A 20,626-nucleotide genomic window follows, 5' to 3' on the forward strand; every position below is an offset into this window, starting at 1 on the left:
GGCCTTCAAGTACTGGATCAAGCAGGGCACCTACGGCTACGACCCCCGCAAGGTCAAGTAGCGGGACATCCCCTGGTCAGGAGGTCTGGTGGGGGATGAGGAGGCCGGTGGAGTCGAGCAGCGCCCGGGTGCCCAAGGGCGCCTTGAGGGGGACGTCGACGTAGGCGGTGGGCGAGTCGCCTTCGGCGGGCGGGACGGCGGTCTTGGGGAAGCAGAGGGTGACGGTCACCTTGACCTCGTCCTGCTTCTCGGCGGCCTTGAGGCCGCAGGATGCGGTGTCGTCGGTGGGGAGGGCGACCCACATGCGGACGGTCCTGCCGTCCGGCTGGACCTCGTAGTCGAGGACCTCGGCGGGGAGCTTCCGCAGCTTGCCCGAGAGCTTGGCGGCGGGCAGGGCGCGGGTGCGGTCGAGCGTGTTGGCGGGGGCCCCGGTCGGCTTGCGCGCGGGCTTCTCGGGCTTCGCCGCCTCATCGTCGCCGCCGGAGCACCCCGCGGCCAGCAGCACCGGGAGCAGGAGCGCGACGGGGATCAGCCGTGAACGCGTGAGAGAAGCCGAGAACGCCACTGGGAAACCGCACCCCTTGATACCTGTGCACCTCCGCCGACCCCCGGCGGCCCCAGAATTCTAGATCATCTCGCCGCTCCGGCCGTCCGCGCGAACGCGGGCGGGTCCCTCCCCTGCGTCGAACGCCGGGAAGGAACCCGCCCCGCGGTCAGGCGAGGGAGGCGAGGACCTCGCGGAGGTGGGCCGTGCTGTCGGTGACGAACGCCAGGCGCTCCTCCACCGGGACGGGCCGGGACAGCTCCTCGTACCCCGGGCGGAGGCCGTCGGCGACCGCCCTGCCGTAGCCGTCCGAGAGGCGGACGAGTTCGGCGAGGTCCCGGGTCGTGAGGTCCGGGTGGCCCTCGTGCCACTCGGGGTCGTAGATGGACAGGGGCAGGGGGAAGCGCCGCCCCATGACGCCCTCGATGGAGAGGGTCAGCCGGGGCGCGTGTTCGACCAGCGGACGCAGGAGGGCCGGCCAGTCGATGACGCCGCGGCCGCACGGCATCAGGAAGCGGCGGATGCCGTCGGGGGTGAGCAGCAGGGCGGCGTCGCGGACGTGCGTCTGGCGGACGTACGGGGCGACGCGGTGTGCGGCGGCGACGGGGTCCTCGCACCGCAGCAGGACGTTCGCGGTGTCGAAGGTGATGCCGAAGGCGTCCGGGCCCGCCTCCTCGATGAGCCGGACGAGTTCGAAGGTGGTGATCTCCTCGTGCGTCTCCAGGTTGAGGTGGGCGCCGACATCGCGCAGCAGCGGGCCGAGCCGGGCGAGGACCTTCGCCGTGGCCTCCAGCTGCTCGGTCCAGGTGACGTCGGTGCGGAACCTGTCGCAGCCGAGGCGGCCGGGCAGTGCGAACTTGTAGTTCGCGGTCGCCGACCACAGCTCTCGCACGCCCGCTTCCGCGCAGGCGACGATAAGCCTTTCCAGTCCCCGCAGGTAGTCGCCCTCGCCGAGTTCCCTCACCTCGGGCGCTTCCGGTGCGGCGAAGGGGTTCACCTTCGCCGTCCCGACCTCGACGTACAGGCCGAGCTCGTCGGCGAGCTGCACCACGGCGCGCAGCTCCCCGGGGTCGAGGGTCGGGCTCAGCTCCAGCGCCGACCGGAAGAACACCCCTTCGAGCCCCGCCTTGTGGACCTCCCTGAGGGTCCACTCGGCCCCGTTCTCCGGCGCTCCGGGGAACTTGCTGCTGTCCGTCCCGACGGGGACGGTCCGGGCGTCAGGCATCCGTGCCGCCCGACAGGTCCACGAGCCCGCGCCGGAACACGTTGTGCGGGTCGTACTCCCGCTTGATCCCGACGAGCCGCTCGTACTTCTCGCCGTAGATGTCCTTGGCCTCCATGGCGCTCACGACCTCGCTGGTGAAGTTCACGTACGAGCCCGCCTTGAACTCGTCCATGGCCGCGTCGAAGTCCCGCGTCCACTGGATCAGCTCGGGTCCCTCGGACGGGAACACCCACTCGGCGCCGGCGCTGGACATGAACTTCGCCTCCACCCGGTCGCCGACGGCGGTCGTCCACGGGTCGACGCGGGCCGCCTGGCCGCCGCGCGGGAACAGCTGGAACGGGCACGCGAAGTGCGGCGCGATGGTGGAGCCGGCCTGCAGGGGGCGCCCCGGGTAGCGGTCGGACCAGTGCAGGATCGTGTCGATGGCCTTGTCGGGCAGCTCGCGGAGGTTGCCGTTGCGCCAGTAGTGCCGGACCCCGTACCGGAAGTCGTCGTCGCAGGCGCGCTGGAGTTCCACGTGCGGGACGCTGTAGGAGGTGTCCCACACGGCCTTGGCCTGCGCGAACATCGGGTCGGTGACGGTGGGGTCGTCCGCGCCCCACTGGATCGTCGCGACGCTGACGATCTGGGTGCCGCGGTGCTCGGTCGGCACGACCGTCCAGTAGTCGGGCACCTCGACGGTCCGGGCGTAGGTGACGACGTTGTCGGGCGCGTCGTACGACCAGTCGCGGAAGAACCGCAGGACGGCGTGCCGGTCGTCGGTCGCGAAGAACGCCTGCCGGACGTTGGCGAGCTTCGTGAAAGGCACGTACTTGTACGTGAAGGACACCGCGACGCCGAAGTTGTGCCCGGCTCCGCGCAGCGCCCAGAACAGTTCGGGGTGCTCCTCGTCGGAGGCGGTGATGATCCGCCCGTCGGCGAGGACGAGTTCGACCGACAGCAGGTGGTCGACGGTCAGCCCGTACATGCGCGACAGGTAGCCGTTGCCGCCGCCGAGGGTGAGGCCCGCGACGCCGGTGTGCGAGACGGTCCCGGCCGGGACGACGACGCGCTCGTCGGCGCACGCCCGGTCGAGGTTGCCGAGGCGGCAGCCCGCGCCGACCTTGACGGTCCCGGCGGCCCGGTCGAAGGCGACCTCGCGCATGCCGCTCGTGTCGATCATGACGGCGCCGTCGGCGACGGAGCTGCCGGCCAGGTTGTGCCCGCCGCCCCGGACGGTGATGTCGAAGCCCTGGTCGAGGCACCAGGTGAGGGCGCGCGACACGTCGGCGGCGTCCCGGCAGGAGACGATCGCGGCGGGTTCGCGTTCGATGTCGGCGTTCCACACGTGCTTGGCCTGGTCGTAGCCGTGGTCGCCGGGGAGGATGACGGGGCAGGCCACGACGTCGCGCAGCCGTGCCGCGGCGGAGAGGGTCGAGGTGCTCAAGGGGGTTCCTTTCGGGGTCAGGCGGAGTACTGGCCGGGGGCGAAGCCGCCGAGGCGGGCCGCGCCGTCCGGCTGGGGCAGGCCGAGCACGTCGCGCAGGTGGCGGGCGCTCAGCGCGGTGAAGTCGTCGCGGGTGTAGGGGCTGCCGTCGCGCCACGCGTCCCGGTCGGGCGCCGCTCCGGCGGAGACGAGCGCGGCGTAGGCGGCGACCTGCCTGTCGATCTCGGCGAGTTCCGCCGCGGACAGGTCGGGGTGCGCCTCGCGCCAGACGGGCAGGGCGCTGTGCACGGTCATGTCGCGCTGGCCGTCGCCCGCGGGCTCGATCGTCAGCCGCTCGACGCCCGACAGCACGTCGAGCAGTGCCGTCCAGTCGATGACGCCGGTGCCGCAGGGCACGAGGTAGCGGCTGAGCCCGTCCGGGCAGCGGAACAGCGCGACGTCCCGCAGATGCGTGGCCCGTGTGTAAGGCGCGACCCGCCGGGCCGCCGCCAAGGGGTCCTCGCCGTGCACGTAGACGTTCGCGGAGTCGAAGGTGACGCCCAGGACGTCGGGTCCGACGCTCTCGACGAGCCGGACGACCTCCCACGAGGTGATCTCCTCGTGCGTCTCCAGCAGGAGCCGCGCCCCGTTCGCGCGCAGGCACGGCGCGAGCCTGCGCAGGAACCGCTCGGTGGCGGCGAGCTGGTCCGCCCAGGGCGCCTCGCCGCGGTACCGGTCGGTGGCGTGCACGCCGGGCAGGTGGGCCTTGTAGTTGCCGGTGGCGGTCCACAGGTCGGTGCAGCCGATCGCGGCGGCCGCCTCGATCATCGCCTCCATGCCGGCGAGGTAGCTGCCGCCGCCGAGGTCGCGCACCTCGGGCAGCTCGGCGATCATGTACGGGTTGACCTTGCCGACGCCGAGGTCGAGGTACAGGCCGAGGGAGTCGGCGTGCGCCCGCAGCTCCCGCAGGAACCCGCGGTCCAGCGAGGGCGACAGCTCGGCGAGGGTGCGGAACAGGACGCCGTCCAGCCCCGCCGCGCGCACCTCGTCGAGGATCTCCAGCGGGGGAGTGGCGACGGCGCCCTTCACGGGCCGCAGCGCCGAAGGCAGCTTGACGTCGAGGCCGATGCGCTTCATCGGGTGAGCTCCTTGTTGCGGAGGCGGCGCGCCCGGTCGGCCGCCGGGTCGGGGATGGGCACGGCGGCGAGCAGATCGCGGGTGTAGGGGTGGCGGGGGGAGCCGTAGACGGCGTCGCGGTCACCCTCCTCGACGACCCTGCCGTCCTTCAGCACGGTGATCCGGTCGCAGAGCTGGCGGACCACGGCGAGGTCGTGCGCGACGAACAGGATCGTCAGCCCGAGGTCGCGCCGCATGCCGCGCAGCAGGTTCACGACCTGCGCCTGCACCGAGACGTCGAGGGCGGAGACCGGCTCGTCGCACACCAGCACCTCGGGCCGCGAGACGAGCGCGCGGGCGATGGCGATGCGCTGGCGCTGACCGCCGGAGAATTGCGCGGGGCGACGCGGCAGCGCCGACCCGGTCAGCCCGACCCGCTCCAGCACCTCCACGACCCGGTCCCTGCGCTCGGCGCGGGACGCCTTCGGCTCGTGGACGCGCAGCGGCTCGGCGACGATCTCCTCGACCGTCATCCGGGGGTCGAGACTCGCGTACGGGTTCTGGAAGACCATCTGCACCTCGCGCCGGAACCTCCGCAGGTGCGCCCGGTCGGCGCGCAGCGCGTCGAACCCGGCGTAGGAGACGGTCCCCGCGTCGGGCCGCTCCAGCCCGACGAGGCAGCGCAGAATCGTCGACTTGCCCGACCCCGACTCACCGACGAGGCCGAGGGACTCGCCCTTCGCCAGCGCCAGCGACACGTCGTCCACCGCCTTGTGCTCCCCGAACGTCTTGCTCAGCCCGGAGATCTCCAGGAGCGCGCTCACGCGACCGCCCCTTCCGTGCCCGTCACGTGGCAGGCCACGGACCGGTTCCCGGCCAGCAGGGTCAGCGGGGGGTGGTCGGCGATGCAGCGCTCGTCCCAGCGGTCGCAGCGCGGGTGGAACGCGCAGCCTCCGGGCGGTTCCGCCGGGTTGGGCGGGACGCCGGGGATGAGGTCGAGGTCGGCGTCGACGTCCCGGTCGACGCGCGGCACCGACCGCAGCAGGCCCTGGGCGTAGGGGTGGCGCGGTCCGGCGAAGAACGCGTCGACGGCGCAGTCCTCGACCTTGCGGCCGGCGTACATGACGGCGACGCGGTCGGTGTACCCGGCGACGACGCCGAGGTCGTGCGTGATGAGCAGGACGGCCATGCCGCGCTCCGCGGCGAGTTCGTCGATGAGGTCGAGCACGGCCTGCTGGACGCGGACGTCCAGCGCGGTCGTCGGCTCGTCGGCGATGAGCACCTGCGGGTCGCCGATGATCGCCATCGCCAGGCAGACGCGCTGGCGCATCCCGCCGGAGAACTCGTGCGGGTAGGCCCGCATCCGCTCCTCGGCGCGAGCGACGCCGAGCCGGTCGAGGGCGTCGCGCGCCTTCGCCCGGGCCGTCGCGCGCGGCACACCGCGCAAGGTGAGGGCCTCGGTGAGCTGGTCGCCGATGGTGAGGACGGGGTTGAGCGTCGTCTGCGGGTCCTGCATCACCATGGCGATGCCCGCGCCGCGCACCGCGCGCAGTTCGCGTTCGCGCAGCGCCAGCAGGTCGCGCCCGCCGAAGCGGACCTCCCCGCCGAGGGCGGCGTGCCGGTCGAGCCGCAGGAGCGCGCGGGCCGTCACCGACTTGCCGGAGCCCGACTCGCCGACGAGCGCGACCCGCTCGCCGCGGCCGACCGCGAGGTCGAGATCGCGGACGATCCGCACGGACCTGTGCTTGGCGGCGGGGAAGTCGACGGTCAGCCCTCGGATGTCGAGGAGCGGCGCGGTGTCCGCCGGGTCGGCGGTGTCCGCCGGTCTGGTCTTGCTCTTCATCGGTCCTCCTGGCCGGTGCGGGCGCGCAGGGCGTCGCCGGCGAGGGCGAACGCGAGGGCGGTGAGCGCGATGACGGTGCCGGGGACCACGGCGGTCCACCAGGCGTTGGTGAGGAAGCGGGACCCGGTCTCGACCATCGCGCCCCACTCGGCGCTCGGCGGCTGGGCGCCCGCGCCGATGAACGACAGGCCCGCCATGATGAGGGTCGCGCCGCCGATCTCCAGCGTGACCTGGACGTACACGCTGTCGAGCGAGTTGGGCAGGACGTGCCGGGTCATCAGCCGCCACTTCGAGACCCCGGTGATGCGGGCCGCCTCCACATAGGTGGAGGCCATGGCGGTGCGCATCTCGGCGCGGGCGAGCCGGGCGAAGCTCGGCCACCACGACAGCAGCATCGCGATGATCGCCGAGCGCAGGCTCGGGCCGAGCGCGACGGAGATGCCGAGCGCCATCACCATGATCGGCAGGGACAGGGCGATGTCGCAGAGCCGCATGAGCGCCTCGTCGAGCCAGCGGGGCGCGAGCGCCGCGACCGCCGCGACGGCGACGCCGACGAGCGCCGACAGCGTGACCGCGGTGAGTGAGCCGAGGATCGTCGGCCGCGCGCCGACGAGGACGCGGCTGAGCACGTCCCGGCCGGAGCCGTCGGTGCCGAACCAGTGCTCGCCCGACGGCGGCAGCAGCGCCTTGGCGAGATCGACCTGGTAGGGGTCGTGCGGCGCGAGCAGCGGCCCGAACGCGACGACGAGCAGCAGCAGCCCGACGGTGGCGAACGCGGCCCGGTCGAGGGGTGGGAAGCGGCGCAGCCGCAGGAGGCCGGGCAGCCGCAGCACGCCGCGGCGCGGAAGGGCGGGGGCGGTCATGCCTTCGCTCCGAGCGGGGAGGCGCCGAACCGGTCGGCGCGGACCCTGGGGTCGCTGACGAGGTGGAGGAGGTCGACCAGCAGGTTGACCAGGGTGATCGTGACGCCGGTGAACAGCACCACGCCGAGGACCGCGAACGTGTCCTTCTGCTGGACGGCCTCGGTCAGGTAGGCGCCGACGCCGGGCCGTCCGAAGACGCCCTCGACGAGGACGGCGGCGCCGACCATCCAGCCGGCCTGCATCCCGAAGAGGGTGACGACCGGGCCGAGGCAGGTGCGCAGCCCGTGCCGGGTCATCACCCGCCACGGGGGCGTGCCCTTGGCGCGGGCCATGACGACGTGGTCGGCGTCCAACGCGGTGATCATGCTGCTGCGCACCAGCCGGACCGCGAACGCCACGAACGGCACCGAGAGCGTCGCCGCCGGGAGCACGAGGTGCTGGACGGCGTCCCACCAGGCGAACAGGTCGCCGGCGAGCAGCGCGTCGAGGGTGGTGAGGCCGGTGACGCGCGGCACGTCCACGCCGAGGGAGTGCGTGCCGGAGATCGGCAGCAGCCCCCACCGCGCGCCCAGCACGTGCTGGAGGATCAGCCCGAGCCAGAACAGCGGCAGTGCGCCACCGGCGATCGCGCCGAGCCGGATCGCCGCGTCGGTCCTGCCCCGCTCGTGGGCCGCCGCGAGCACGCCGATCGGGATGCTGAGGGTGACGAGCAGGACCAGGGCCGTCGCGACGAGTTCGACCGTGGCGGGCAGGGCGGTGCCGAGGTCGGCGGTGACCGGCCGGAACGTGAAGATCGAGCTGCCCAGGTCGCCGTGCAGGAGGCGGCCGAGGTAGGCGAGGTACTGGCCGAGGACCGGACGGTCCAGGCCCAGCCGCTCCCGGACCGCCTCGACCTGCTCGGGGGTGGCGGTGATGCCGGCGGCGCTCTGCGCCTCGTCGCCGGGGATGGCCTTGATCATGAAGAAGACGAGCGTGGCCAGCCCCCAGACCGACAGGGCGGCGAGGCCGAGCCGCTGGAGCAGATACCGTGTCAGGCGCCGTTCCATGGTCAGCCGACCTTGTAGGCCTGGGGCACGTAGCCGACGTGCGCCGGGTGGAACTCGATGCCGGTGACGCCCTTGGGCGCGACGACGACCGTCTCGTGGTCGGCGATGTTCATCGTGGCGGCGTCGGCGTCGATCAGGGTCTGCGCCTCCTTGTAGGCGTCGCACTGCGTCGCCGCGTCGCCGCTGCCGACGGCCTTGTCGAGCAGCGCGTCCACCGCGGGGTTGCTGTACTGGCCGTAGTTGGTGCCGGAGCCGACGAACTTGGAGCTGTAGGTGCGGTAGAGCAGCGAGCCGGCGTCGGGGGTGGGCGGGTTGTCCCACAGCAGCGACATTTGCGGGGTCGTCTCGACCTTCTTCAGCGAGGCGATGAAGTTCGGGTAGGTGACCGGCTTCAGCTCCAGCGTCACCCCGATCTCCTTGAGCGAGGACTGGAGCGCGGTCGCGGCCTCGGCGTGCTCGCTGAACATCGACTGGTAGGCCATCGTCAGCTTGACGCCCTTGTTGCCGGACTCCTCGACGAGCGCCTTCGCGGCGGCGAGGTCCTGCTCGGCGGGCGCGATGTCGGCGCGGCAGCCCATCGTGTCGGGCAGCGGGCCGGAGGCGACGCCGCCGAAGCCGCGCAGGATCGTGTCGGCGTGGCCCTGGTAGTCGTAGGACAGCCGGATCGCTTCGCGCAGCTTCTTGTCGGTGGTCGGGCCCTCCTGGGTGTTGAAGAAGACGTAGAGGCCCTGCGGCTTCTTCAGCCGGACGACCTGGCGGTTCGGGTCGGCCTCGAACTCGCCGACGTCGATCGGGTCGATCGCGTCGGACACGTCGATGTTGCCGGCGGCCAGTTCGTCGCGCTGGGTCGCGCTCTCCGGGATGAGCCGGTAGATGACGGTCTCGGCGATCTTCGGGTCGGCGCCCTCGACGCGGTGGTACTCGATCTGCTGGTTGGGCGCGTAGGAGGCGAGTTCGTACGGGCCGCTGCCCGCGGCGTGCGTGGCGAGCCAGGCCTGGCCGTGGTCGTCGCCCTCCTCCACCGCGTCGCCGTTCAGGATGTAGACCTTGCTGAGCGCGCCGACGAACAGCGACGACGGGGAGCTCAGCCGGATCGTGAAGGACGTGTCGTCGGTGATCTCGGTCTTGTCGTAGGCGGCGATCGAGTCCGCGACGCCCACGCCGAGAGCCTTGACGCGGTCGAGCGTGTAGGCGACGTCGGCGGAGGTGACCGGGCTGCCGTCGTGGAACCTCGCGCCCTCGCGGAGCTTGAAGGAGATCGAGCGGGCGTCGTCGGCGACGGTCCACTCGGCGGCGAGCACGCCGGTGATCTCGTTGTCCGGGCTGTAGTCCAGCAGCGCCTCGTACATCGGGACGACGGCCTGGTCGACGGTGGAGTTGACGGCCTGGACCGGGTCGAGGTTGGGCAGGGTGCCGTCCACGCCGAAGACGAGCGTGTCGCGCGCCCCGGCGGGTTCGGCCGCGCCGCCGCCGCCGGCGGTGCAGGCGGTGAGGGCCGCCGCGGCGAGGACGGCGAGGGGGACGGCGCGTCTGAAGTGCTTGCCCGGCAGAGCGGGACGGCGAGTGTTCACGGGTGGTCCTCCGGGAGGAGCAGGGGGTGTTTGGTATACCTTCTTCTAAGTCTTGGGGCTAAGACAAGGGCCCTGTGTAAACAAAACGAGCGAACCCTGTTTCGCCGCTGTTACTTGACCAGGCAAAACGTGAAAGTCTCTGGCGTGGGCCTGGTCTGGTCGCCCTGGTGGGCCCTAAGATCTGGCATACCAACTCCCCCCGAAGGAAGGTGGAAAGTCGTGGCGGACACGGACTTCCCGACCCTCACGCTCGCCGAGCGCGATCGCCGCTACCGCGCCCTGCGCGCCCTCATGGACGAACTCGGCCTCGCCGCCCTGCTCGTCGCCGGCACCGGCCGCGACCAGCTCGACCGCTACCTCACCAACGAGGGCACCCGCGGCCTGTGCCTGCTGCCGCGCGACGGCGAGCCGGTCACCATGGTCCCGAGCGGCAACACCACGCTCGGCCGCTACGACGTGCCCGGCCGCGCCTACGAGCGGTGGGTCGCCGACCAGCGCCTCACCGGCCGCGCCTACGGTCCCGCCGACGTCATCAGGGAGAAGGGCCTCGCCGGCGCGCGCATCGGCGTCGTCGGCCTCAGCAGCCGCGCGCCCGCGAGCATCGCCGGGACCATCCCCTACAACACCTGGAAGCGCATCCTCGACGCGCTGCCCGACGGCGAGTTCACCGACGTCTCAGGCCGCTTCGAGAGGGTGATGGTCGTGCACTCCGCGGAGGAGGTCGCGATGCTCCGCAAGTCCGCCGAGATCGGCGAGCACGCGACCGCCGCGATGCTCGCCGCGGCAGGGCCCGGCGTGCGCGAGAGCGAGATCGTCGCCGCCGGGATGCACGAGGTCACCCGGCGCGGCGGCATGTGGCTCACCGGGCCCCAGCGCAGCGGACCCGAGCGGCTCGGCTGGTCCGGCGCCGACTGGATCTGGATGGGTGGCGGCGGTCGCGTCCTGGACAAGGGCGACGCGTTCGGCGCCGAGCTCTTCACCTTCTACGGCGGCTTCGAGACCCAGCAGCAGGTCGACCTCTTCATCGGCGAGCCCGACGACGACCACCTCTTCCTGCACGAGGTCGCCGAGGCGTCCTACCGGGCGGGCGTCGCGGCCCTGCGCCCCGGCCTCACCTTCGCCGAGCTGTGCGCGGTGATGGAGGCGCCGCTGCGGGAGGCGGGCTGCTGGAACATGGGCCCGCTGGTCCAGACGGTCTCGCCCGTCATCTACAACAGCGCCACCCATGTCGGCCTCGACACCCAGCCTGGCCTCGCCGGCCTGCCGCTGCCCCCGACGACGCCCCGCGACGGCGACTTCGTCATCGAGCCGGGGGTGGCGTTCGCCTTCGAGCCGAACGCCTGCCGCGACCGCAAGCGCGTCTGCCTCGGCGGCACCGTTCTGGTCACCGACGACGGGTCCGAGGAACTGAACGCGCTCTGCAACCGCCTGAACGTAGTGTGATCCACATGGAGACCACCGCGGCCGCCGGGGTGCGGACCGGAGAGCTGAAGTCGCTGCCGGAGCAGATCTGCGACCACATCCGCGAGCTCATCATCGCCGACGAGCTGGAGCCTGGAAGCTGGCTGCGCGAACGCGACCTCGCCCAGCGCCTCGACGTCTCGCGCATCCCCGTCCGGGAGGCGCTGCTGATGCTGGAGACCGAGGGGTTCGTCCGGCTCGTGCCCCGGCGCGGCGCGATGGTGAGCACGCTGACCCTGGCCGAGGCCGAGAACCTCTTCGACGTCCGCGAGGCGCTGGAGGTGCAGGCCGCGCGGCTCGCCGCGCGGCGGCTCGGCGCGGGCGCGCAGACGCCGCTGCTCGACCTCATGGCGCGGGCGGAGGCCGCGGCCGAGGCGGGCGACCGGATGGCGCTGGAGGCCGCCAACGCGGCCTTCCACCACGAGGTGCTGGCCCTGTCGGGCAACCCCATCCTGGAGAGCCTGATGAGGTCCATCGCGGGCCGCGTCCGCTGGCTCTTCCGCAAGCTCCCCTCGCGCGACCCGGCCTCCCAGCTCGCCAAGCACCGCGAGTTGTGCGACGCCATCGCCAGCGGCAACCCCGACCTGGCCGCCGCCGTGGCGTTCGCCCAGATCAGCCGGTCCCGCATCAACGCGATGAAGGTCCTGCGGCCTCTGCTGCAAGGAGAGTGAACGGCGGCGGGCCGGTGCGCCGGCGCCGGGCCCGTCGCGGTCAGGCTTCGCCGGGGTTCGTCCAGGCGTCCATGACGGACTGGCGGAGGCGGGCCAGCACGTCGGGGTGGAGGGCGGCGAGGTCGGTCAGCTCGGCGGGGTCGGCGGCCAGGTCGTACAGCTCCCACTCCCAGCCGGGGCCCGGCCTGCGGTACTCCTCGGTGCGGCCGAAGCCGACGGCCTTCCAGCGGCCCTGCCGGGTGGCCGCGGCAGTCCGGTCGCCGCGCCCGTGGTCCTCCTTGACCTGCGACGGCGTCGTGCCGAAGTGGTTGCGGAACCAGAACAGCGGCCGGTCCTCGGGGACGTCGCCCTGGCCGGTGAGCAGGGGGCGCAGGGAGATCCCGTCGAGGCCCACCGGAACCGGCGCGCCCGCGAGGTCGGCGAGGGTCGGCAGCAGGTCGTAGTGGACGGCGGGCCGCGCCGTCGTCCGCCCGGCCGACCCGGCGAGCAGCCGCGGCGCCCAGATGATGAAGGGCACCCGGATGCCGCCCTCGTACAGGTTGCGCTTGTATCCGCGGAACTGCCCCGCGGCCTGGAAGAAGTCGGGGTTCACCCCGCCCTCCTCGTGCGGCCCGTTGTCGCTGGTGAACAGCACGATGGTGTTCTCGTGGAGGCCGCGCGCCCGCAGCCTGTCGAGGATCCGGCCCATACCGGAGTCCAGGAGGGTCACCTGGGCGGCGTGCCCCTTGGCGGCGTCGGTCCAGTCCTGTGCCGCGTACTGCCCGAGGTCGGGGACGACGGCGGGCGCGTGCGGGAGGTTGGGCGTGAGGAACATCAGGAACGGGTCCTCGGCCCGGACGTCGAGGAACGCCTCGGCGTGCTGGAGGATCAGCTCGGGTCCGTAGTCGGCGCCCGCCTCCCCGGTGTTGCCCGGGTAGCGCACCGCCTCCTTGTTGTGCCACAGGCGGGTGGGGTAGTAGTCGTGCGCCGCGTGGTGGGTGAGGTAGCCGTAGAACTCCGAGAAGCCGTGCTCGTTCGGGTGGTCGGGGCCCGGCTTGTCCAGGGAGAACCCCCACTTGCCGAACAGGCCCGTGCGGTAGCCGGCGTCGCGCAGCAGCGTCGCGATCGTGGGCAGCGGCCCGAGCGGCAGGTCGCCGCCCCGGCTCGGCGGGTTGCGCCGGACGGGGCTGTGCCCGGTGTGCAGACCGGTGAACAGGCAGGCCCGCGCGGGCGCGCAGACGGGCGCGGAGGTGTAGGCGTCGGTGAACCTGAGGCCTTCGGCGGCGAGCCTGTCGAGGTTCGGCGTCGCGATCTTGAGCTGGCCGTAGGAGCCGAGTTCGCCGTAGCCGAGATCGTCGGTGAGGACGACGATGATGTTCGGCCTACGCACCGGCGCGCGCGTGGGCGTCGCCGCCTTACCGGTCCCGGTCGAGCATCCTGCCGCGGTGAGCGCGAGCGCGCCCAGCCCGGCGAGCACCTTCCGCCGAGCCCATTCGCTCTCACCCACGCCGTGAAACCCACGGGACGGACGACGGGGGGACATGCACCACGAACTCCTCACAGACCAAGACGAATCACGGCACCCTACCGCCATGATCGGGTGCGTCGCAGGGCGAAGGCGGAGGGATGCGCCACAGGCCGGATACCCCGCGGAGGTGATCGCCAGCGCCGCCGGAGCCTTCCGCATCCGGCCGGATCCTCTTCGCCGGGAGTTCGCCTATCCTTCGTGATCGCGTTCCCCCCGACCCCTAGGAAGGCCCGGTCCATGACGGTTCTCGCGATCGACATCGGCGGCACCAAGTTCGCCGCGGCCCTCGCCGAACCGGACGGGACGCTGCGCGCCCGGTGCGAGATCCCCCTCGGCGGCGGCGACCCGACCGCGGTGCTCCACGCGCTCCTCGACCGCTTCGAGGCGGCCGGGGCCGAGGCCGTCGGGATCGGCTCGGCCGGCCCGCTCGACCTCGCGGCGGGCACGGTCAGCCCCGTCAACATCGGGGCCTGGCGGGACTTCCCGCTCGTCGCGGAGGTCGCGTCGAGGCTGCCCGGCCGTCCCGTCCGGCTCGCCGGGGACGCCCAGTGCATGGCGCTCGGCGAGTGGTCGCGCGGCGGGACGGGGGAGGCCTCCCTGCTCGGCGTCGTCGTCTCGACGGGTGTCGGCGGCGGACTCGTCCTGGACGGCCGCCCTTACCTCGGGGCGGCGGGCAACGCGGGGTTCCTCGGCCACGTCGTCGTCGACCCCGTCGGAGACCCGTGCGCCTGCGGCGCGAACGGCTGCCTGGAGACCCTCGCGAGCGGCCCGAGCATGGTGCGCCGCGCGTTGGCCGGCGGCTGGAGCCCCGGCACCGACCGCCCCGACGCCCGCGACCTCGCCGACGCGGCCCGCGCGGGCTCGGCTCCGGCCCTGGCCGCCTTCGCCGACGCGGGCGCCGCCCTCGGCGCCGTCATCGCCACCACCGCGACCGTCCTCGACCTCCGCCGCACCGTCATCGGCGGCGGCCTGGCCGCCGCCGCGGACCTCCTTCTGCCTCCGACGCGCCGCGCCGCCTCGGCCCTCCACCCCGTCGCCATCACCCCCACCGCCCTCGCCCGCGACGCCGGCCTCCACGGCGCCGCCGCCCTCGCCTCCCTTCCCGCCTGACCGCCCGGCCTGCGAGAATTGCAGTAGCGTCCCGCGGAATGGCGAGATCTGCGCAACTCCGGCGACCAAGGTGAACGGGTCCGCGGCGCGGATCGCCCTCGGAGCGGGGGCCGCCGCCGCCCCGCTCTCCTTCTGGGCCCGGCACGCAGGGCTCGACCAGGGAATGGCGCACAGGTAGATGAAATGCGCATTTCGGTCATTGGTCGACCGACTATTTTCGGTCCTGCTGGTGCTACTTGTCGGTAGGAATCCGGCCATTCATTAATGCGAAAGTGCTGCTAGGTTCTGACGAGTCAGAGACCACCCCTCGGCGGAAGCGACCCGGCACCCCGCGTGCCGCCATGCGCGGACGTTCCCGCGCGAGGCGGGCACGATGGAGTGACATGGCGATCGGCGAGAGCAGGGGGCCCTTCGGCGAGGGCAGGACGGCGAACGGCCGGCACGTGCGCGGAGGGCTCGCGACGGCCTCGGTCGAGGAGCTGATGACGCCCGAGTTCACCGCCCGTCCGGACGTCGTCCTCGACCGGCTGCGCGAGCGGTACGGACCCGTCGCCCCCGTCGGCCTGTTCGGGGTGCCCGTCTGGATCGTCCTCGGCTACCGCGAGGTCCTCGAGGTGCTGCACAACCGGAACCGGGCGTACAGCAAGGAGGTCAGGCACTGGAGGGCGCGCGCCGAAGGCAGGGTGCCCGCCGACTGGCCGATGCTCACCTCCCACGAGGCCGACAGCGTCCTGTTCCTCGAAGGCGCCCGGCACACCGAGCGCCGCGGCGCGTGGCTCGCCGCGCTGCCCCCGTTCACCGACCAGACCCACCCCCAGGCGCGCGACCTCCAGGATCGCTGCCGCGCCTACGCCGACCAGCTCGTCGACCTGTTCGCCGACGGCTCCGCGACGGGCTCGGCCGACCTCGCCGCGCAGTACGCCCGCCCGCTGATGCTGATGATCTGCCAGGAGATGATCGGCATCGAGGAGGCCACCGACGACCTCCTCCTCGACGTGTGGCGGGCCATGGACATGGGTCCGGACTCCCGGGCCGCGCTCGCCCGGGTGGCCGCGGTGATCACCGGGACGGTCAAGGAGAAGCGGGCGAAGCCGGGCGACGACCTGCCGTCCCTGATGGTCGCCGAGGCGGGCCCCGAACTCACCGACGAGGAGATCGCGGTCGACATGATCGCGCTGATCATCCACCTCGGCGACATGGCGGCCTCCCTCATCTGCACCACGGTGCTGGAGGTCGTCACCGGCGACTCCGGAGCCCGCGCCAGCCTCGCGGGCGGGCTCGTGCGCGAAAGCATCAACCGGACGATCCTCACCGAATCCCCCAACTCCCAGCTCAGCCTCCGGTTCGCCACCACCGACAGCGTGCTCGGCGGCGTCGCCATCGCGGCGGGCGATCCGGTGTTCCTGTCGGTGACCGGCGCGCACCGCGACCCGTCCTTCGCCGGGGCGCGCCAGCCGTCGGGCATCTTCAGCTCCCGCGCCCACCTCGCGTGGGGCGCGGGCGCGCACCGCTGCCCCGGCGCCGACCTCGCGATGACCCTCATGACGATCGCCGTCGAGCGGCTCTTCGACCGCCTCGCCGCCCTGGAACTCGCGATCCCCCCGGAGGAGCTGCCCTGGCGGCCCTCCCCCGCGGTGCGGGCGCTGCGCGCGCTCCCCGTCCACTTCCGCCTGCACGTGCAGACGGGGGCGCAGCCCGCCGTCGTGATCGAGGCGCCCGAGCCCCCGCAGGTGGCGGCCCGCCCGAGGCGGTCCGCGGGACGCGCCCTGCTGGGACGGATCATCCGGACGATCCGCACGGAGATGCGCCGAGAGATCTCGGACTAGGGGCCGAACGCGTTTTACCGGCGGCTTGCCTCCCGCCGACCGGAGCACCGGACGGTCCTGCCCGGCGACGGGTAGGGACAGCGCATGCGATCTTCGCCGGCCGCACCCGGCCCGGCGGCCTGAATGCTCGGGCTCGAACTCGTCGTCGCGCTCGGCGTCGCCGTCCTGGCCTGCTCGCTGGCGGCGCGCAGGCTCGGGATCGCGCCGCCGATCGCGCTGCTGCTCGGCGGGCTTCTCCTCGGGTTCGTGCCGGCCCTGCGCGCGGTGCGGCTGCCGCCCGAGGCCGTCTTGCTGCTGTTCCTCCCGGCCCTGTTGTACTGGGAGAGCTTGACGACGTCGCCGCGCGAGATCCGCCGGAACCTTCGAGGCATCGTGCTCTTGAGCACCGTCCTGGTCATCGTCACCGCCGCCGCGGTCGCCGCCGTCGCGCACGCGTTCGGCCTGCCGTGGGGGCCCGCCTGGGTGCTCGGCGCGGCCGTCGCCCCGACCGACGCGACCGCCGTCGGCGCGCTCGCCAAGATGCTCCCGCGCAGGCACATGACCGTGCTGCGGGCCGAGAGCCTCATCAACGACGGCACCGCCCTCGTCATCTACGGGCTCGCCGTGGGCGTCACCGTCGGGGAGGAGGCGCTCGGCGTCGCGCACGTCGCCTGGCTGTTCCTCGTCTCCTACGTCGGCGGCGCGCTCGTCGGCCTGGTGATCGCGCGGGTCGGGGTCGAGGTCCGCCGCGGCATCGCCGACCCGCTGCTCGGGAGCGTGGCGATGCTGCTCATCCCGTTCACGGCGTTCCTGGGGGCCGAGCTGCTCGACGCCTCGGGCGTGTTCGCCGTGGTGGTCTGCGGTCTCTTCATGAGCCAGGCGGGACCACACGTAGGCCGGGCCGCGACCCGGCTCCAGACGACGGAGTTCTACTCGCTCGCGGCCTTCGTGCTGAACGCGGCGCTGTTCGTGCTCATCGGACTGGAGGCCCAGACCGTCACCCGCGCGCTGGACGCGGCGGGCGTCGTGCGCGGGACCGTGCTCGTCGCGGTCGTCTGCGCCGTGCTCATCGCGGTCCGGATCGCCTTCCAGTTCGTCTCGGCCTATACGATCCGGCTGGTCGACCGGCGGCCGAAGCAGCGGGAGCTGCGGGTGAGCGACCGGTCCCGGATCGTCAGCGGGGTCGCCGGGTTCCGGGGCGCGGTGTCGCTCGCGGCGGCGCTGGGCGTGCCGATGACGCTGGCCTCGGGCGAACCGTTCCCCGACCGCGGCATGATCATCTTCGTGACGTTCGGGGTCATCGTCGTCACCGTCCTGGTGCAGGGGCTGCTGCTGCCCGCGGTCGTCCGGTGGGCGCGGTTCCCGGAGGACCTGTCGGTGGGGGAGGAGCGCAAGCTCGCCGAGACGCTGTCGGTCGAGGAGGCGCTGGAGGCGCTGCCCCGGCTCGTGGAGGACCTGCGGACCAGCCCGGAGATCGCCGAGCGGCTCAGGCTCGAATACGAGACGCACCTGGCCGTCCTCAACGCCGACGGGGAGGAGGCCGACACCGCGCTGCGCCGCAAGCGCGACGACACGGCCCTGCGGCTCGCCCTCGTCTCGTGCAAGCGGGCGACCGTCCTGCGGCTGCGCGACGACCGCCGGATCGACGACACGGTGCTCCGCCAGATCCAGGCGATCCTCGACATCGAGGAGGTCCGGCTGACCCGGCATCCGATCGCGGAATGAGGGCCCGACTCTCCGGAACTCCTGAAATCTCCGGAACTGGCGGAACCTGTGGTGCTGACCTGCGATTTCTCCCGGTACCGTTGACCGCCGCAGTCCCGTGGTGTCAGAGAAAGAGCCTCCCATGATCGATGAGTTCGCCGAGTTCGACATCCTGGGCGCCTGCGTCGCCCTGCTGTTCATGGCGATCGGGCTCGTGATCGTGTACCTCGGAGTGCGCGGCGTCTTCCAGGCGCGGGCCTTCGCCCGCAGGGCCCAGCGCGTCCCGGGCGTCGTCACCGACGTGAAGACCCGCCTCTCCGGAGTCGGCGACACGATGCGGGCCAGGACGCGGCCCGTGCTCGTGTTCACCACGCTGGAAGGGCGCGAGATCACCGTCGAGTCGCGTGAGGGGTCCGACCACGGCGTGGGCGCCGAGGTCGAGGTGTACTACGACCCGGCGAACCCGACCGCCGCGACCGCGGGCATGCCCACCTTCGCGGGGTTCGGGCAGGTCGCCGTGGGGCTGGCTCTCGCCGTCATGGCCTTCGGCCTGTTCTCGTTCACCGGCGGGCCGGACACGGTGCGGTCGTGGTTCGGCGACGGCGACGGCGGCTACGCCGACGAGTGCTTCATCAACGACCGGCCCGTCGACTGCTCCGACTTCGGCGGGTAGGGCTCAGCCCGCCTTCGCCGCGGTGATCGAGCGGCAGAGGAGACCGAGTTCGTCGACGACCGCGTCGAGCGGGGCGGAGGAGCGGCGGGCCTGGGCCATCACGAGGGCGCCTTCGAGGGCGCCGATGACCAGCACCGCGACGGACTCGGCCCGCTCCCGCTCGGCCCCGTCGGCGACGAGTTTGGCCGAGACCAGGCCGGTCAGCGAGCCGAACGCCTCGCCTGAGACGTCCCGGGCGGTCCGCTCGGTGCCGAGGGCCGCGGCCACGATCGGGCAGCCGATCTCGTAGTCGCCCGCCTCCAGGCCGCGCTGCCAGATGTCCGCCAGCGCGCGCAGGGCCGAGGGGGTGTCGGAGGCGTCGAGGATGCGGCCGACTGCCTTCTCCAGGTACGCGGCGGCGCTGCGCGTCGCGTCCTCCATCAGCTGGGACCTGCCCCCGGGGAAGTGGTGGTAGACCGAGCCCCGGGGCGCGCCGCTGTCGGCGAGCACGTCGGCGAACGACGTCGCGGCGACGCCCTGCCGGCGGATCATCCCGATCGCGCTCTGGATCATCGCGGCCCGCGGTCCGTCCGGGTCCTTGCGTCGCGGCACGGCCACCCTCCTCTTCGGCGCGTCCTCGTTCCTATGTATGGTTGCATACATAGGAAAACTTGTCTTCCCGCGAGGAGCCTCCGTGACCACGACCGACGCCCTGCACCCGTTCGACGAGGCGGTAGCGCTCAGCCCCGAGGCCGACGGCCGCTTCCAGGGCAAGACGGCCCCCGCCTACGCGAACATGGTCGGCCCGTTCGGCGGCATCACGGCCGCGACCCTCCTGCGCGCCGTCCAGCAGCACCCCGAGTGCCTCGGCGACCCGCTGTCCCTCACCGTGAACTTCGCGGGCCCCGTCGCCGACGGCGACTTCACGGTCACCGCGCGGCCCGTCCGGACCAACCGCACGACCCAGCACTGGGTGATCGAGCTGACCCAGGGCGGCACCGTCGCGACCACCGCCACCGCGGTCTTCGGCATCCGCCGCGACTCCTGGGCCGACGACGAGGCGGTCATGCCCGCCGTGCCCGCGCCCGAGGACGTCGAGCGCTCCGGGTTCCCCGAGTTCATCGTCTGGGCCGGGAACTACGAGATGCGCTTCGTCACGGGCGCCATCCCGGAGACGGAGGGCGAGAACCCGGACTCCACCACCACCCTGTGGATCCGCGACACCCCCGCTCGCCCCCTCGACTTCGCCGCCCTGACCTCCCTGTGTGACGTCTTCTACCCGCGCGTCTTCCTGCGCATGGGCACCTACCTGCCTGCGGGCACCGTCTCCCTCACCACCTACTTCCACGCCGACGCCGCCGAACTGGCCGCCCAAGGCACCGACTTCGTCCTCGGCACCGCCTCCGCCGCCCGCTTCTCCCGCGGCTACTTCGACCAGTCCGCCCAGATCTGGTCCCGCACCGGCACCCTCCTCGCCACCACCCACCAAATCGTCTACTTCAAGGGCTGAACCCCACCGACGTCCAAGAGACGAAGCCCCGCCCTCCCTACGAAAGGACGGGGCTTCGTCGTCTCCCTCAGCCCGTGACGGGCAGGCCCCGCCTCTCATTCCGCGGAGAGGCGGGGCCCTGCCCGTGTCCGTCTAGCGCGCGGTGCGGGCGGCTGTCATGAGGCGGCCTTGCGGGCCTCGTTGGCGCGCTGGTCTTCGACGCGCCGCCGGGCCTCGTCCCAGCCGACGGGCAGGTCGTCGGTCGGCGCCGTCCAGAAGACGAAGGTGGACTCCCGCATGACCGAGCGCTTGGCGCGCATGGCCGACCTGTGCGGTTCGGCCGAGGCGTAGGCGCGGACGGCCGCCTCGTCCTTCCAGGCCGAAAGCGTCCAGAAGGTGCGGCGGAGGAGATCGGCCTTGAGCGCGACGCCGTGCGCGCCGGGGGCGCGGCGGGCCTGGCGCCACAGGGCGAGTGAGCTGAGCAGGAATCCGGGGACGTTGCGGAAGGACCGGACTTCGAGCCGGGACGCCATGACGAGCACGGACGGGGCGGCGGGTGGCTCAAGGGAGGTCCAGGGAAGCGTGGGCACGGAAACGCCTTTCGTCGACTGCCGC

Annotated in this window: 19 protein-coding genes; 7 read left to right on the forward strand and 12 right to left on the reverse strand. The window is 72.8% G+C overall.

Annotated features, from left to right (window positions below; all coding sequences use genetic code 11):
• Positions 1-76: 76 nt before the first annotated feature.
• The 9 genes from ACYVOM_RS23165 to ACYVOM_RS23205 all read right to left on the reverse strand — a co-directional run bounded on the left by ACYVOM_RS23165 (position 77) and on the right by ACYVOM_RS23205 (position 9,612).
• Complete coding sequence (locus ACYVOM_RS23165) at positions 77-565, reverse strand: hypothetical protein (RefSeq protein WP_460305565.1); 489 nt, start codon at positions 563-565, stop codon at positions 77-79.
• A gap of 148 nt (positions 566-713) precedes the next feature.
• Positions 714-1,769, reverse strand: coding sequence for a sugar phosphate isomerase/epimerase family protein (locus ACYVOM_RS23170; protein ID WP_460305566.1), 1,056 nt, complete (start codon positions 1,767-1,769; stop codon positions 714-716).
• Positions 1,762-3,195 (reverse strand): FAD-binding oxidoreductase, encoded by a 1,434-nt coding sequence (locus tag ACYVOM_RS23175; protein WP_460305567.1) that lies wholly within the window; start codon positions 3,193-3,195, stop codon positions 1,762-1,764. The genes ACYVOM_RS23170 and ACYVOM_RS23175 overlap by 8 nt, the downstream gene beginning before the upstream one ends.
• Positions 3,196-3,212: 17 nt before the next feature.
• A complete protein-coding gene (locus ACYVOM_RS23180; RefSeq protein ID WP_460305568.1) occupies positions 3,213-4,310 on the reverse strand; it encodes a sugar phosphate isomerase/epimerase family protein in 1,098 nt (365 codons plus the stop codon).
• Positions 4,307-5,113, reverse strand: coding sequence for an ATP-binding cassette domain-containing protein (locus ACYVOM_RS23185; protein WP_460305569.1), 807 nt, complete (start codon positions 5,111-5,113; stop codon positions 4,307-4,309). Before ACYVOM_RS23185 ends, ACYVOM_RS23180 begins: the two co-directional genes overlap by 4 nt.
• Positions 5,110-6,132 (reverse strand): ABC transporter ATP-binding protein, encoded by a 1,023-nt coding sequence (locus ACYVOM_RS23190; RefSeq protein WP_460305570.1) that lies wholly within the window; start codon positions 6,130-6,132, stop codon positions 5,110-5,112. Before ACYVOM_RS23190 ends, ACYVOM_RS23185 begins: the two co-directional genes overlap by 4 nt.
• The gene (locus tag ACYVOM_RS23195) at positions 6,129-6,995 is read right to left on the reverse strand and encodes an ABC transporter permease (protein ID WP_460305571.1); all 867 of its coding nucleotides are present in this window, start codon (positions 6,993-6,995) and stop codon (positions 6,129-6,131) included. Before ACYVOM_RS23195 ends, ACYVOM_RS23190 begins: the two co-directional genes overlap by 4 nt.
• On the reverse strand, positions 6,992-8,041 hold the full coding sequence (locus ACYVOM_RS23200; protein ID WP_460305572.1) for an ABC transporter permease: 1,050 nt from the start codon (positions 8,039-8,041) through the stop codon (positions 6,992-6,994). The genes ACYVOM_RS23195 and ACYVOM_RS23200 overlap by 4 nt, the downstream gene beginning before the upstream one ends.
• 2 nt (positions 8,042-8,043) lie before the next feature.
• Entirely contained in the window at positions 8,044-9,612 is a 1,569-nt protein-coding gene (locus tag ACYVOM_RS23205) for an ABC transporter substrate-binding protein (RefSeq protein WP_460305573.1), read from the reverse strand.
• Between the two features lie 219 nt (positions 9,613-9,831).
• On the opposite strand from ACYVOM_RS23205, the gene ACYVOM_RS23210 reads away from it, so the two are divergent.
• Positions 9,832-11,055 (forward strand): M24 family metallopeptidase, encoded by a 1,224-nt coding sequence (locus tag ACYVOM_RS23210; RefSeq protein WP_460305574.1) that lies wholly within the window; start codon positions 9,832-9,834, stop codon positions 11,053-11,055.
• A 5-nt stretch (positions 11,056-11,060) separates the two neighbouring features.
• The gene (locus tag ACYVOM_RS23215) at positions 11,061-11,744 is read left to right on the forward strand and encodes a GntR family transcriptional regulator (protein ID WP_460305575.1); all 684 of its coding nucleotides are present in this window, start codon (positions 11,061-11,063) and stop codon (positions 11,742-11,744) included.
• Between the two features lie 40 nt (positions 11,745-11,784).
• Here ACYVOM_RS23215 and ACYVOM_RS23220 read toward each other — a convergent pair whose 3' ends face one another.
• Positions 11,785-13,230: an arylsulfatase gene (locus tag ACYVOM_RS23220; protein WP_460305576.1), complete on the reverse strand. Its 1,446-nt coding sequence runs from the start codon at positions 13,228-13,230 to the stop codon at positions 11,785-11,787.
• A gap of 258 nt (positions 13,231-13,488) precedes the next feature.
• On the opposite strand from ACYVOM_RS23220, the gene ACYVOM_RS23225 reads away from it, so the two are divergent.
• From ACYVOM_RS23225 to ACYVOM_RS23240, 4 genes are all read left to right on the forward strand, one after another.
• Entirely contained in the window at positions 13,489-14,361 is an 873-nt protein-coding gene (locus tag ACYVOM_RS23225) for an ROK family protein (protein ID WP_460305577.1), read from the forward strand.
• A gap of 383 nt (positions 14,362-14,744) precedes the next feature.
• On the forward strand, positions 14,745-16,187 hold the full coding sequence (locus ACYVOM_RS23230) for a cytochrome P450 (protein ID WP_460305578.1): 1,443 nt from the start codon (positions 14,745-14,747) through the stop codon (positions 16,185-16,187).
• 123 nt (positions 16,188-16,310) lie between these two features.
• Positions 16,311-17,891 carry a Na+/H+ antiporter gene (locus ACYVOM_RS23235; RefSeq protein WP_460305579.1) on the forward strand — a complete coding sequence of 527 codons (1,581 nt, stop codon included), beginning with the start codon at positions 16,311-16,313 and terminating at the stop codon, positions 17,889-17,891.
• Positions 17,892-18,012: 121 nt separating this feature from the next.
• Positions 18,013-18,543, forward strand: coding sequence for a DUF3592 domain-containing protein (locus ACYVOM_RS23240; protein ID WP_460305580.1), 531 nt, complete (start codon positions 18,013-18,015; stop codon positions 18,541-18,543).
• Positions 18,544-18,546: 3 nt separating this feature from the next.
• On the opposite strand, the gene ACYVOM_RS23245 is transcribed toward ACYVOM_RS23240, so the two are convergent.
• A complete protein-coding gene (locus tag ACYVOM_RS23245) occupies positions 18,547-19,134 on the reverse strand; it encodes a TetR/AcrR family transcriptional regulator (RefSeq protein WP_460305581.1) in 588 nt (195 codons plus the stop codon).
• Positions 19,135-19,216: 82 nt separating this feature from the next.
• Here ACYVOM_RS23245 and ACYVOM_RS23250 point away from each other — a divergent pair, with 82 nt between their 5' ends.
• On the forward strand, positions 19,217-20,032 hold the full coding sequence (locus ACYVOM_RS23250) for an acyl-CoA thioesterase (RefSeq protein ID WP_460305582.1): 816 nt from the start codon (positions 19,217-19,219) through the stop codon (positions 20,030-20,032).
• Positions 20,033-20,187: 155 nt separating this feature from the next.
• Here the strand turns inward: ACYVOM_RS23250 and ACYVOM_RS23255 are convergent, their stop codons facing one another.
• Positions 20,188-20,601 carry a DUF3291 domain-containing protein gene (locus ACYVOM_RS23255; protein WP_460305583.1) on the reverse strand — a complete coding sequence of 138 codons (414 nt, stop codon included), beginning with the start codon at positions 20,599-20,601 and terminating at the stop codon, positions 20,188-20,190.
• Positions 20,602-20,626 lie beyond the last annotated feature (25 nt).

The organism is Actinocorallia aurea (genome assembly GCF_054783995.1).